We start from the raw sequence: 14,434 nt of genomic DNA on the forward strand, positions 1-14,434 counted from the left end.
ACCGCCACAATATCGAGCCAACCGCTTACATTACATTGGCCATATTTATTATCACCTACCGCCGTAACCGTTCCGTCAGATTTAAGACCAACGGTATGACGACGACCCGCCGCTATGGTATCTTTAGGCCACCGTTTCACCTTTAACGCCGCTTCTTTCGGTGAAATGTAATTCATGTATTGCCTCCTTGAAAACAAGACCTATTTTATTATTGTATCACTTTTGCTTGTTATACTAACCTGCCCCGTTACTTTAAGTGTAATTCTTCACAAATGTATTATTTGTCCCAATAGCTACGGTAAATTTCAGAAAGTTCATTTAAAGGAATTGCTGATTTTACTTGGTTAAAAAGTTTAATCCTTTGAGTTTTAATATGGAGATTACCACCGATAATTTCTTCATTTCGGCAGCTAACGATTAGTTCCTCACCTGATAATTTCGCATCAATTATCTCTAATTCATAGTTCTTTATTTCCTCTAAATCCGTACATTTATTATTGTCACTCCAAAACCTAAAAGAAAACTTTTCACAATTGACTAGTTCACAATAAAAACAATTAAAGTTTTCATTTATCATTTCAGCTAAATATTCAATCTCGATTTTAAGCATTAAAGAATTTGATGTTCTATATAAATCATTTATCGTTCCATCGTGAAAAATATTAAATACATCTTTTTGTTCATTCCTATCCATTTTTTTCACCTTCTTTTATTACTCAAGCACCCGTCTTTTTATATGTATTCTAGGCTTCGTACAAAGAATCCTTTTTGCACCTGCCCGGTAGCTCAGGAAGAAAGCCGCCAAAATTGGCAGCTGGATCTTTAACTCTTGCACCCAGTTTAAGTAGAAACCTTCACAATCTCAATAGAGTAGAAACTATTGAGAAACATTCAAAGTACCTCTAAATTAGGCTTTATAATGTCTAATAAGACTTCTATCAAAATGCGTTGTAAATGCGCATTTTCCTGACTCTACCCTGACGATACCCCTATAAGTGTTGTTTTTTCCTTCTACCCATTGCCCTGTAAAATTATCACGAATATCTACCAAATCTTCCAACTTTCATATTGTAAAATTTTGCTATTCCGTAATTGTAGCTTTTAAATAAAGGTTAATCAAATATATCTCGAAAACCCAAATTTTACGATAAATAAAAAGAATCTATTTTGAAAAAAGATCGATCAAAATAGATTCTTATTCAGTATATTTAATTTTGGTCTTTATAAAAAAGTTCAATCACTTTCAAAGTATCAGAGTTTATTCTCGACAACTATAACTCATATTAAAACAATAGAATGATATAGACAAAGCAAAAGAATAAACATAATGGACTATAGAACCAAGTATCGTATCTAGCAAACTGAGAATGTTTAATTTTTTTAAAAAATCCAACAAACTTAAAATCACCAATTGCCCTAATAATGAAAACTAAAGCACAAACAATACTTCCGATTTCAAAAAAACTATTTGCTTGGTACCCCTGCAAATAACCTCCTTGAACAACAATAATGAGACTAGCCATTAGAATAAGAATGGCTACGAATAATGTTCCCCATAATCTCGGAGTAAAAGCAGGTTTATGCTCTCCCTCTTTTACTGGGAGAACAGCGGCAGAACCCCATCGACCTCCAAAAGCCCAATAAATATGCAAAAAACTGATAAACCAAAGAAGCCCTACAGCTACTAATATTAATAGTAATTTCATTTATTCGCCCCCAATGTCGTAACTTCAAACAAAACATACACCACCGTATGTTATAGTGAAAATTTTGTCCCTTCAGGTTTTATAACCATATTAGGGACATTTATTATCGTTTATTAAAAGCTCAACCATTTTATCAATATCAAAATTAGGATTTGCTTCAAACCTTGTCATCCAACCTACATACGTTAAATAGGCAAGTCTCGCTCGATCAATTGATTCATTTTCGTCTATACCGATTTTTTGATACAATTTTGCAACACAAGAAATTCTTTGTTCTTCCATATCTACTAAACGTGCTGCCACAACAGGATCATATTTAGCCCAAGTATAAATGCCAATCTCCATTTTTTTATCTCGATTAAAACTAATCTGTAATAGCTGTTCTAATGAGGCATCCTGTTGCTCCATACTTTGAACAATCAGTTTTGTTGCATGTATTTCCCAATAGTCGAGCATAGAATCTAAAAGCTCTTGATGGTCACGAAAATAGTGATAGAAGCTCCCTTTGCTTATTTTTAGCAATCGAGCAAGTGCTTCAATGCGAACTTTATGTATTCCTTCATCAGCTAATTGTTGTAATCCTGCTTTTATCCAATCTTCCCTCGTTAATTGCATGTCATCTCTCCAATAAAATACGGTAGCGTATGTTTTACGTTAGATTACTACCATTCTCATTTTTTGTCAATTATTCATTCTAATTATTTTTATGAACTTTAATGTTGTTGTTGATCGTAATTGTAGCTTTGAAACAAAGTTTGATCAAATTAATACAAGAAACCTTGATAAATGAATAAATAGAAAGGGCATGTTTTGAAAAAAGATTGATCAAAACATACCTTTATACTAATTAATTGGATTATTCTTATAAAAAAGATTGATCATTTTTGTGTTCCTTACGCAACTAACGCACCCATTAGTTTAAGTACATAATTTCACAATTTGACTATAGAAATTTTTTAAGTTATGATTTTTTTACTTTATAAGAAAGGCTGAAGATAATGATTCGTCGTTTGAAAAAGTTTAAAAATGTCGCTGTGTATTAAGCTTCTAAGTAAGTCGTAGAATCTACAATACTTAGAAGCGAGGTATATAGTTATGAATCATTCATTATTTAATCATTGGTCTGAAACAAAGTATTTAAAAGATATAGTGACAAATCCACTCATTGAAGTAGGGGAGTATTCCTATTATTCAGGGTATTATGGTAATCAAAATTTTGAAGATGGCTGTGTAAGGTATTTATGGGGTGATGCTAAATCCCAAGAACTCTTCAATCCAATTGAACAGTTTGGTTGGCATCTAGATAAACTCATTATTGGAAATTATGTTTGTATTGCAAGTGGAGTTGTCATTTTAATGGGGGGTAATCATAACCACCATTCAGAATGGATTACAGTTTATCCATTTGTTGAGCAAATAGGACAATCATTTGAACCAAAGGGTGATACAGTCATTAAAAGCGATGCCTGGATTGGTATGAATGCTATAATAATGCCTGGCGTTTCGATTGGTGAAGGTGCAATCGTTGCAGCAGGTTCTGTGGTCTCTAAAAACGTTCCACCATATACAATAGTTGGTGGTAATCCTGCAAAAGAAATAAAGAAACGGTTCACAGATTCAGAAATTAATAAGCTAATGGAAATGCGTTGGTTTGATTGGGATAGAGAATTGGTTGAGAGAGCGATTCCTCTTTTGTCCACTTCATCCATTGATCAGTTATATGATTTTTATAACATTGAAGTAAAGAAAAGATAATCCAGTTAGAAAAGCTACATTCTATATAGGATGTAGTTTTTTGCATACACCGCATAATTGTTCTATAAAAGTCCCCTCTCTTTTAGTTCATACTTAATACGTATTGCGTATTAAGTCTTGTTAAAAACAATTTCATTAAGCAATTCAACATTAGTCCAATCCGATACTAAAATTTTTCATAAAATAAAAATTGAATAATGGTTTTATTCATAAGCTTTGACCTCCACACTACTGAAGCGTTTGACCAACGCTTCATTTTTTCGTCTTTTGTGTCAAATACGCATTAAGCGTTATTTAGAAACATGTCCATAAAAAAGCCATGGGGAAAAACCCCAAGGCTTTCATGCAAATAGATGGTAGGTTGTCCATTCCCTTTACACACTTGGAACGTTAGGAATCAAACTACGAATAGCTTCGAGTAGTCCGTTTACGGCAGCTGTTTGATCAGATGTAAGTGGACTAGAGCCATCTGTAAATACGGTAACACAGATTGGGCAAGCTTCGACATGAATGCCCAATAGGTTAATAGCAAGTCCACCAGGTACGCTGACAGTAAGAATTGGTGTTGAACCAGCAGGAGGAGTACAAGTAGTACAGTTTGTTAGAAGACCCATAGAAATCACCCCCTTTTTTAAAAAGATATTATATTAATATGATGGAAGGCAGCCCTCGGAAATAGACATTTGGACAAACTTTTTAAAAATGGGTAAAGGTATACTTCTTCAAATCCATTATAAAATAGAATACTCTTTATAACTTCTCACTTAAATTACAAGTATTTGTTTGTTAATCCATAACATTTCAAAATTATTTTCGTATAACACTAATGATTGTTTTATCATATATAAATAACACCCCCATACACCATTTGCTACCTTTGAAACAAAATGTGTGTTGTTGTTGTGGTTGTAGTAGTTGTTGTGCTCTCTTTAACAACTGTTCTTTATGGACGATTGTTTTACAAAATATTGGTTTAAGGGGAATTAAAATATCCTCGGTATTGTACTCTTTTAACTACACTAATCTATAAATTGGACATAGCATGTATTAACTTTCTATTCCCTTCTAAAAAGTGGCTCTGTGCCACTTTTTTCTTTGTAAATTGGGTCAAGTACGACATAAAAAAGAGATGGATTATCATCTTTATTCTGCCACCAAACTGCCCTTTTAGTGGCATAAGAAAAAGGGCTGCAACAGTCCCCACTCTGTTCAACTAAAGCACCCTTTAGTTTAAGTGCAATCCTTCACAATATATTGTTTATATAGAAAAACCGATGTTCCTAATAGGAAATCGGCTTTTTGGTTATCCGTACTTCATTTACTTGTGTTGTGTAAGATAGACATAAAATCATTGTCCACTATCCAGTTTCTATTCCATTAACTTTATACTATTTTAACTATTTAAATAGTCAATCATCCCATCAACTATTGAATTTGTTGTGTTTGATTGAAATTCTTCTGAAGTCATTCGTGCTTCATCAGATGAATTTGAAATGTATCCAAGTTCAAGTAAGATTGCTGGACTTGAGTTTTCTCTTAATACATAGTAGTCCCCTAAACTTACACCACGATCTCTTGCATCCAACCCGTTTTTAAAAATATGATCTTGAATTAATGCTGCTAAAGGCTCGTCCGATTTTTTCTTATAATACGTTGTAATCCCCTCAACATCAATCGTAAAAAATGCATCAAAATGGATACTAACAAATAAGTCTGCTTTCTGTTCATCTGCAACTTTTACACGATCTGCAAGTGATATATTTACATCATCATTTCTCGTTAATATAACATTAGCGTCAGTACGTTTCTCTAACTCATTTTGTATATTTTTAGCCATTGTTAATGTTACATCTTTTTCATTTGTTCCATTTTTTCCACTTGCACCTATATCTATTCCACCATGACCTGCATCAATTACAATTGTTTTACCAGTTAATATCTTTTCAGAAGTTGTATTTACTTTATTTCTATTTACAGTTGATGGTTGGGCTGAATGTTCTTTATTTATTATTAGTTCATTCTCTTGAAGGTTCATGATTAAAACTATCATTAAAATTGATATTATCAATAATAAAAAAATTCTTTTCCACTTATCTTTCTTTCGATTCATGAAATTTCCCCCTAAGCTTTATATTTATCTTGCTGATATTTAATAGTCTAATAGTTGTGAATGAAGACAAAATCAAAATTATATAAAGATGAAATGAAGATTTATCAATTTTAAAGACGTTGTTCATTCCAAAAATTTAATGAAAAGTGCTCATTTGGGTTATATACCTTAAACGCATATCCATTAGCTCTTAAAAAGAGATAAAGATGAGATGAATAATCAATCAAGATTGATAAAAATTGATAAAAAAGACTAAAATTCTGTCTGTTACTATTCATAAAAACTAAAAGATAATTAATTTGGATATGAAAAAGAGACCATTTTAAAAATGGTCTCCAAGAAATTTCTTATCCTTCTACTCGTTTAAGTAGGTCATTACTCTGTTCTGTATAATATCAGCAACACTTTCCGCAGATTTTTGACCACTAAAATAGCTTTTCGATTCTTCTGAGATAATCGCTTTAATCTTGTCATTCGATCTCACTTGCGTATTTGCTTCAGTAATCATTTGCTTAAGTGGTTGAAGAGCTTCTTCTGAAATCGTTACCTGACCACCTTTTGGATTATCAAGTTTTGTTCCATTTTTCAATTCGGCAAATTCCTTTTCATTGGCAGCTTTATTAATTGGAAACATACTCGTTTGTGATTGTAGTTGCATATCATAAGACATTAAAAACTTTAAGTAATCCCATGCTTCCATTTTCACATTCGAGTTCGCATTCATCGCATATCGATCGTAACCTACAAACGAAACACCTGATTCTTTGTCAGAAGAATGTGGCATTTGATAAATTGTTGCATTCTTATAAAAAACTGCTGAGCGTAAAAAGTAATCCTTTGGAGAATAGATTTGAGAACTTCTGAAATAAGTACCATCCTCTGAATACTGTTCCGTTAATACATTTTCGTCATACAATTCCTTCACTTGCATTAATAAGTCGGTGAAAAATTTCGAGTTAAAATATGCTTCATTTTTTCCTATATTCACAAGCTGACTAAAATTTTTATCCTCAAATACTAAGGTATTTAAGATTGTGTCGGGTGTATCTTGCATTGCGAATTCAAGTGTTCCTTTTTGTTTTAACTGCTTACTAACTTCAACAAACTGGCTCCATGTCCAATTATGTTTATCATCTATTTTGACACCAGTTTTCGAAATCGCATCTTGATCCACAAATAAAGCATTCAAGAAAAAACGAGTAGGTAATACATAAAGTCCACCATTCATTTTGGAATTTTGAATGATATTCATATAATATTGATTTTTATCAAATGAAGTATCGATATTAATATAGTCATTTAAGTTGACAAAAGCTTTTTTATCAACAAATCGATCCACAGGTAAACTGCTTTCATTCAAAACAAATAAATCAGCACCTTTTCCAGATAAAACTTCTGTCGATGTCGTTTTAAGATATTTCTCCAATAAAACTGGTGACAACATATTTTTTGTCGTAAATCCTTTTATCTGAATCGTAATGTTGGGATGCTTTTTTTCGTATTCTTTTTTTGCCATTTCAAAGAATGGTGTATTTCCCATTACTGAGATGACTATCGTTTTTTTCTCGTCTTTACTTACCTTTAACGTTAGATCTTCTCTATTCTGTTTTTTACCATTATCATTAGTACTATTTTTTGAATGATTTTGTTCGGTGTTTTTGCTTTCCTTGGTTTGTGTGTTTCCACTACTGCATGCGGACAGACTAAACATTACGATTAAACTCATCATTAAAGGCAATATTTTTTTCATTACTTCATCTCCCATTTCTCTTTGTCATTGAATGTAAGATACCCACCTCAAATAAAGATTAGATGAAGATGAAATAAAGATTATTAAAAGATTGATAAAATTTTCGGGAACGCTAGCTATAACAAAAAAAATCGCCCTCGTCAAAAGGGCGATTAATCAGAAAGAAACTAATGAGCAGTTTTTTTAACTATTTTTATTTAAGGTAAAGTAAAACAGTACGCCATCAGAAGTATTCACGACACCATACTGCGCACCATGTAGTTCCAATATATTTTTTGATATGGCAAGACCTAACCCAGTACTACCTTCTGATCGTTGACGAGACGTATCACCACGATAGAAACGTTCCCAGACTTTATCTAATTGGTCATTTGGAATGTGTGTTCCTTTATTTTCCACACACACTTCCACTTGATCATCTTCTATTGTCGTTGAAATATAAATATTTTTATGAACAGGGGTATAACGGATCGCATTTGTTATATAGTTCGTGATGACTTGTTCAATTCGATGTTGATTAGCGAATACTTCAATTGTTGCTAAATCTTTATGAACCGTTAGTTCCTTTTTCTCAATTTCTAAAGATAATTGATTACAAACATGATCAATTATTTTATCAATAAAAAAAGGTTCCATTTTCATTTTATACGTTCCAGACTGGTATTTTGCTAGTTCAAGCATATCGACAATTAATAGATCCATCTTGTCGACTTCTTTTTCCATCGCTTCAAAATAGTAGTCCTTCTTATGACTAGCAACACCGTCTTTCAGTATCGAAATACAGCTTTTCATAATACTTAAAGGTGTCTTTAGTTCATGCGAAACACCTGAGATGAATTCTTTCCTAGTGTTTTCTAATTGTTTTTCTTTCTCAATATCTTGTTGTAGTTGAGTAATATGTGAATGTAGCGTATTTGAAAGCAAATTAATATTCTGTGATAAATCACCAATCTCATCTTTGGAATGATATTCAATTCGTTCTGAAAAATCTAAGTGTGCTATTTTTCTAGTTGTATCGTTTATTCTTAATAATGGTTTTGCGATTTTTATTGAATAGTAAATGGACGCCAAAATTGTAAGAAGTAAAACAAACGCAATCATATAGACAAAATAATCTTTTACCATCCGCACAGCTTCATCTACTGGTTGTAAAGAAGCCATTGAAAAAATATAATTTGTTTCACCATTTTCATCTTTAATCGGATCGATAAACAATTTATATTTGATTCCATTTTGTTCATAATCAAGCGTTTTAAACGTTTCGTATTGGTTTTGTTTATCCATGAATAAATTCGTTTGGAATTCATTAATACGATCCATAAATAAGCTATTACTGTATATGATGCTTGAAACGTCATTACGATCAGGAATGCGTACATTTTGTACTGTTCCTTTTAATTGATGGATTCCCTCATTATATTTTGTGGATAAGTCCAATTTTTCTTTTATAACGTATGGCTCATTATCAACTTGAAAGGAGTTATCAATATTTTTCCACATGGATTGATTGATCCAGTATGAATCACGCTGAACCACATAAAGATAAAAAGGGATTGATATATTATTTTTATCAATCGTTTTAACATCCACTATATCACCTTTTGAAATAGGTGGAGTATCTTGTAAAAGGTCGTCTTCTTTTAATAAATGATACAAAGGAATCTTTATTATTTCATTTGTATTTTTAATGGTTCCTATCTTAATTTCTACATAAAAATCATTTGCAGTTTTCATATTTCCATTGTGATCAAGCGTTGTAATCCATGTATTCTGAGCACGATAAAAGTCTTGTTCTAATTGCTGGATTGTTTGAACATCACCATTACTTTTTAGGTATTGTTTCTCAAACGATTTGATACTTGATTTCAGTTCATTAACTTTTCGATTTGCATAGTATTGTTTAAAAAAGATTGTTTGACCTATATAAATGGATCCAGTGATTAACAAACACAAAGTTGTTGTTAATAAAAACAGTTTTAAGACAATCCCGAATTTCATACGGTTTCCTCAAACTTATAACCTGTTCGAATAATCGTTATAATCACTTTTGATTTACTACCTAATTTCGTACGTAAATTCCGCATATGTGTATTGATTGTCCGTTCATCACCATTGTAGTCATAGCCCCATACCTTTTGCACGAGTTGTTCTCTTGTAATCACAATCCCATGGTTTTGCATTAAATAAGTTAATATTTCAAATTCAGTATGGGTTAAATTGATATTGTTTCCATCTACTTTGACTGTCCGAGAAGAAAAATCGACTGAAATACCATTTTTGGTTAATGTTTCGTTTGAAGGCTCATTTATTTTATATCGACTTTCAAGTAATCGTTTAACTCTGGCAAGCAAAATTGGTGGACTATAAGGTTTTGTAACATAGTCATCGGCGCCTAACTCAAACCCAAGCAGTGTATCATCTTCATCAACCCGTGCTGTTAACATGATGATAGGAACATTTGAAGTCTTTCGAATTCTTCTACAAACTGCCCACCCATCAACCTTCGGTAACATAATATCAAGAATAATGAGATGAAAATCTTGTTCTTGAAATAATTCCAATGCTTGTTCACCATCAATCGCTTCAATTACTTCATGACCTTCATTTACTAAATAATCTTCCGCAATTTCACGTAAAATCGTTTCATCTTCCACGATTAAGATTTTGTATTGCATGATCTATCCACGCTCGCTTTCTATGCTCTCCCATACTACTATTTTATCAAACATGGAACTTTATTAATTAGTAATGTAACCATTAATCCTTAGCACCTGATAACTGAATTCCTTTGATTAAATATTTTTTTGCAAATCCGAAAATCAATAACATTGGTGCCATATAGAGAATAGATGCAGCGAAACCAATGCCTCTTGTATCTTGTATGATTTGCGATAAATAAAGTGACAACGGGAATTTTGATGGATCATCTAGAAAAATAAGTGGTTGTTCAACCATGTTCCAATAATCAGCGAATAATAATACGACTAGTCCTGCAAGTCCTGGGCGAATCAGTGGCAAGATGATCTTCATAAAAATCGTAAAATGACCTGCCCCATCTATTTTTGCAGCCTCGATATATGAATAAGGAATCGTCATGACGAATTGTCTGAGTATAAACACACCAAACGCACCAAATACCCCTGGAAAGATGATCGCTCCAAAGCTATTTAAGAGCCCCAATTTGTCTGCAATAAGATAATTAGGTACAAGTGTTACTTGAAATGGCATCAACATAGTAACCATATATACCAAAAATAGCGTATCTCTTCCTTTGAACTTTAGTTTTCCATAGACATATGCTGCAAGGGATGCCACAATCAGTTGACCAAGTATGATTGGGATCACCATTAGGGCAGAATTTCCATAAAATTTCATATTTGATTGTTCCTTGTCAATGAAAGATTGTTTCTTAACAAAGAATGCTTTATATTGTTCAAACGAGAACTGGTCAGGAATCAACTTCAAATGGATGAAGGAATTTTTATGCGCATTATCTTGTTGACTCTCACTTTCTGAAGGATAGTGACGGCTAATTTCATTCTCTGTCATAAAAGAATTTGATAATGTAAAAACGACTGGAAAAACCATGATTGCCGCCATAAGCAATAAGGAAAAGGTTAAAATCCCTTTGCGAATTAACGTATTTCTTTTCATCTTATTCACCCCTCGTTCCTAGCTCATAAATTTTCGATAGCGACGTTCGATTGCGAAGAAAATAAACACTAAGATTAAAATACATAAGACCATTAATGACGCAGCAGCGGTCAGTTTTTGAACATTTAATGAAGCAAACATATTGTTCATATAGTGCTGAATCATATAAATTCTATCATATGGATAATCTCCTGCGATTAGATAGGTTTCACGGAATACTTTGAAGGAGTTAATAATGCTCATTAAGAGTACAAAAAACATTGTTGGTGTTAAGTAAACCAGAGTGATCTGTCTAAATTTAAAGAAACGACCTGCGCCTTCCATTTCAGCTATTTCATAATAATCTTTGGGTATATTTTGGAGACCTGCTAAGAATATGATCATGTTGTAACCAATGTTTTTCCATAAATAAACTAGAGATACAACGACGATCGACCAATCCGATTTCATCCAATCAATTTGTGAAAAACCCATCTTCACCATCCATAAATTAATTGTTCCGTTCCAATCGAATAATATCTGCCATAGCATAACAATCGAAGCAACTGGTACAACAATTGGCAAAATAAATGAACTAATAATTGCATTTTTAAACATGACGGTTTGATGCAAGCAAAGTGCCAATATTAAAGAAATGCCGATTACTAGTGGAACATTGATTGCTGTAAACCAAAATGTGTTTGTGGCTGCCTTTAAAAAAGAAGCACTAGCTAACAACTCTTTATAATTAAAAAGACCAACAAATGAACCACCAACCGCCCCATCTTTAAATGAATAGATAGTACCCATTACAAAAGGGATTAGATAGAAAAGGGAAAAACCTATCAAACTTGGTAATAAGAAAAATGCTGCAACCTTACCATCATTATTTAATTGTTTACGTATTTTCATGTACTCACTTCTTTCTATATTTGAGTATTTAATTAATTGATTGATTAATAATTCTGTTCGAAAGAAGTATAGCCTAATGAAATAAAGATGAGATAAAGATTAAATAAAGATTAAGAGGAAAAGTGATTATTATAAAAACAAAAATAAAAAGCTAACGGATTTGTTAGCTTTTTAAACTTTATTTTGAATTTCTTTTTTCTTTTTCTTCATTACAGGAATGCTGCCCGTTAGCACAACAAAGCGATACCATTGTTGAAGTATCGCACCCCGTTTGTTTAACTACATTGTTTCACAAATTTTCTTATTCGGTTTACGTCTGTCATTTTGCTTTAGGATGCAGCGTTGCTTTCGAGAATTGTAAAAGGCAACAAGGTTATGACGATAAACATGTCTCCGTCAGGGTTGATGGCATTGAACGAAAGGCAGTTGTCATTTACGAAAAATGCGATCCTTTGGGTTGTATTTTTTATTGTAAGATTTTCTTACATGATTGTTGAAAGGGCAGTGGGGTTACACTTAAGATTTAAAATGGGAGGTTTTTTTATGATGATTAAAAAAGATGATTTAACTGGAACCGAAGTGGCTGAATTGATAAGAGAGCACCTTCATGGCATGACCTTGAATTCTCCACTGGAAAGCATCCATGCTTTAAATTTAGAAAAGCTAAGACAACCAGACATCACCTTTTGGAGTGCTTGGGAAGGCAGTGAATTGACTGGAATGGGAGCGCTAAAAGAACTTGATAGCTCTCATGGTGAGATTAAATCAATGAGGACTTCATCCTCATATCTAAGGAAGGGTGTCGCCAGACGAATGCTCCAGCACATTCTTGGGGAAGCCATGAAGCGAGGCTATAAACGGGTCAGTTTGGAGACGGGGGCGATGGCTGCCTTTGACCCGGCAAGAAAACTGTATGCGAATTTCGGCTTTGAATATTGTAAGCCCTTTGCAGACTACATCGAAGACCTGAACAGCGTTTTTATGACAAAAGAGCTGGGGTAAGTTCTCTCATGAACTTATCCTTTTTCTCTCTAATCAAAGATCCTCGGAAGACATTATAATTCCTCCTTTGCTATCATTTCTGTATTTTTAATTTACCATAAATTTCATCTATTACAATTCTTCTTTGTTAACTAGTCGAGTAGAAAGGAACCTCTCTACCTTACGGTAGATTGTGTTCCTCCCCCTCACAGAACCGTGCTTGCGCTATTAACGCACACGGCTCCTCCTAGTTACCATTCACAAAACCTTGCTAATCTCTTAGGATCAGATTTTGCTAATTCTGCTATCCTTACTAGTTTTGTCTCCATTTATTATTCCTACCTCTGTGTGTAGTAAATGTGTCCCTAGCAAGGGTGATAACTGGTAGCTAGCCTTTCCTCCATCGGCATTACCCAACTTCATTGGTACTACGCTGCTATCCGACTCCCTACACTGGCATTTGGTTTCCTTACTTTTTATCGCTTGTACACCATACTCTTCTAACAAGAAAAGACCGGTAGGGTCTCCCGAGTTGCCGTATCATATCAATGTGTGACGTGCCAAGGTCTCTGACTCCAGAGAGGTTTTATCCATCTTGCCTTAAACGAAGGATAAAATGTAGCTTTCTGCTGCAGGTAAAGCATCAGCCCTCTCGATTTACTAACATTATGGAGCTCAATCCCTTCAACCATTTGGCTTTCGGCCCGCCGTCGGGTAGAAAATAGGCGCGCGCATTCGATTGAATCACGTTTCCTATAGCCCCCCTACGATCCCGGACGGTCGGATTTCCCGAGTCCGGTTCTGACCTTGGACTTCATCACATACTCGCCTTCTCAAATAACCGCAGGATTAAATGTTGGTACACATATTCCCCCATCAACTATTGGTTTACTAGTATGCTAGTCTATGAACAAGTAAACAAAGCTCAGTGTCTTTGAAGTTCTGACTGTCCAAGTGCCCAGAGGTCCTTCGCTCCATCACAGGAGTTACCTTGATGGAAGTACAATTTCCTTACACTTAAGAAGGCATTACCCTTCCCTCATCGCTACTACGACCTCATGCGCCAGTCCTAAATCATCCTACCATTTTCTATCAGCCTCATATATGGTAGGTCCTCATTGGTTAGTACCTTCCCAAATTTGAAGTAGGACCTTCCCGTCGTTATCTCTGAAAATCTTTCCACAGATGCCAGAACCCGTACCCCGGCTGCTCCTACAGTGCTTTTGACCGTTTCTTCCTGTAAGACATCGGTCTTCCCCCGTTAGACAAAGGTCGACGCTAAGCAAAACATCCCTCGAACAGTTTCTTTGAGGTGCGTAGATTTCGGGATTGCAGTATTCGTTAATCCTTCTGGCCTCTGTGTTTGCTCGCCACACAGACTGTTCCGACCTTATTCTCTCTGTGTAGAATAGGCCGCCGTGACTTTTACTTCCAAGCAGAACGTAGTTTGTTACCTCCCTACGCATTGGATATGCTAGTCATCCGAATCGGTCAATTGATGACAGGAGACTTTCACTCCATAAGATTCTCAGCCTTGACGGCTGCTCCACCTAACTGTCTACGCTTAAAGACTAAAGTTACCTTTAG

General features: G+C 34.1%; 12 protein-coding genes and 1 pseudogene. 2 read left to right on the forward strand and 11 right to left on the reverse strand.

The features are described from left to right. The 4 genes and pseudogenes from V7150_RS22140 to V7150_RS22155 form a co-directional block, all read right to left on the reverse strand. Positions 1-176: pseudogene (locus V7150_RS22140) on the reverse strand (RCC1 domain-containing protein); the annotation flags it as partial. Between the two features lie 101 nt (positions 177-277). Continuing rightward, positions 278-694 (reverse strand): hypothetical protein, encoded by a 417-nt coding sequence (locus V7150_RS22145; protein WP_335522547.1) that lies wholly within the window; start codon positions 692-694, stop codon positions 278-280. Between the two features lie 589 nt (positions 695-1,283). Beyond that, positions 1,284-1,706, reverse strand: coding sequence for a DUF3995 domain-containing protein (locus V7150_RS22150; RefSeq protein ID WP_335522549.1), 423 nt, complete (start codon positions 1,704-1,706; stop codon positions 1,284-1,286). 90 nt (positions 1,707-1,796) lie between these two features. Beyond that, complete coding sequence (locus V7150_RS22155; protein ID WP_061463107.1) at positions 1,797-2,321, reverse strand: TetR/AcrR family transcriptional regulator; 525 nt, start codon at positions 2,319-2,321, stop codon at positions 1,797-1,799. A 480-nt stretch (positions 2,322-2,801) separates the two neighbouring features. Between V7150_RS22155 and V7150_RS22160 the strand changes: the two genes are divergently transcribed. Then, positions 2,802-3,461, forward strand: coding sequence for a CatB-related O-acetyltransferase (locus V7150_RS22160; protein WP_335522553.1), 660 nt, complete (start codon positions 2,802-2,804; stop codon positions 3,459-3,461). Positions 3,462-3,835: 374 nt separating this feature from the next. Here V7150_RS22160 and V7150_RS22165 read toward each other — a convergent pair whose 3' ends face one another. From V7150_RS22165 to V7150_RS22195, 7 genes are all read right to left on the reverse strand, one after another. Beyond that, complete coding sequence (locus V7150_RS22165; RefSeq protein WP_335522554.1) at positions 3,836-4,075, reverse strand: hypothetical protein; 240 nt, start codon at positions 4,073-4,075, stop codon at positions 3,836-3,838. A gap of 779 nt (positions 4,076-4,854) precedes the next feature. After that, positions 4,855-5,571 (reverse strand): N-acetylmuramoyl-L-alanine amidase family protein, encoded by a 717-nt coding sequence (locus V7150_RS22170; protein WP_335522556.1) that lies wholly within the window; start codon positions 5,569-5,571, stop codon positions 4,855-4,857. A 355-nt stretch (positions 5,572-5,926) separates the two neighbouring features. Then, positions 5,927-7,321 carry an ABC transporter substrate-binding protein gene (locus V7150_RS22175; RefSeq protein WP_335522558.1) on the reverse strand — a complete coding sequence of 465 codons (1,395 nt, stop codon included), beginning with the start codon at positions 7,319-7,321 and terminating at the stop codon, positions 5,927-5,929. 183 nt (positions 7,322-7,504) lie between these two features. Continuing rightward, the gene (locus V7150_RS22180; RefSeq protein WP_335522559.1) at positions 7,505-9,319 is read right to left on the reverse strand and encodes a sensor histidine kinase; all 1,815 of its coding nucleotides are present in this window, start codon (positions 9,317-9,319) and stop codon (positions 7,505-7,507) included. After that, positions 9,316-9,996, reverse strand: a complete 681-nt coding sequence (locus V7150_RS22185) for a response regulator transcription factor (protein ID WP_335522561.1) — start codon at positions 9,994-9,996, stop codon at positions 9,316-9,318. The genes V7150_RS22180 and V7150_RS22185 overlap by 4 nt, the downstream gene beginning before the upstream one ends. Positions 9,997-10,078: 82 nt before the next feature. Next, on the reverse strand, positions 10,079-10,975 hold the full coding sequence (locus tag V7150_RS22190; RefSeq protein WP_335522563.1) for a carbohydrate ABC transporter permease: 897 nt from the start codon (positions 10,973-10,975) through the stop codon (positions 10,079-10,081). Between the two features lie 18 nt (positions 10,976-10,993). Next, on the reverse strand, positions 10,994-11,866 hold the full coding sequence (locus V7150_RS22195) for a carbohydrate ABC transporter permease (protein ID WP_335522565.1): 873 nt from the start codon (positions 11,864-11,866) through the stop codon (positions 10,994-10,996). Positions 11,867-12,409: 543 nt separating this feature from the next. On the opposite strand from V7150_RS22195, the gene V7150_RS22200 reads away from it, so the two are divergent. After that, the gene (locus V7150_RS22200; RefSeq protein ID WP_335522567.1) at positions 12,410-12,868 is read left to right on the forward strand and encodes a GNAT family N-acetyltransferase; all 459 of its coding nucleotides are present in this window, start codon (positions 12,410-12,412) and stop codon (positions 12,866-12,868) included. The last annotated feature ends 1,566 nt before the right edge of the window (positions 12,869-14,434 follow it).

The sequence above is a fragment of the Neobacillus drentensis genome (assembly GCF_036965245.1).
Taxonomy (GTDB): Bacteria; Bacillota; Bacilli; order Bacillales; family Cytobacillaceae; genus Neobacillus; species Neobacillus drentensis_G.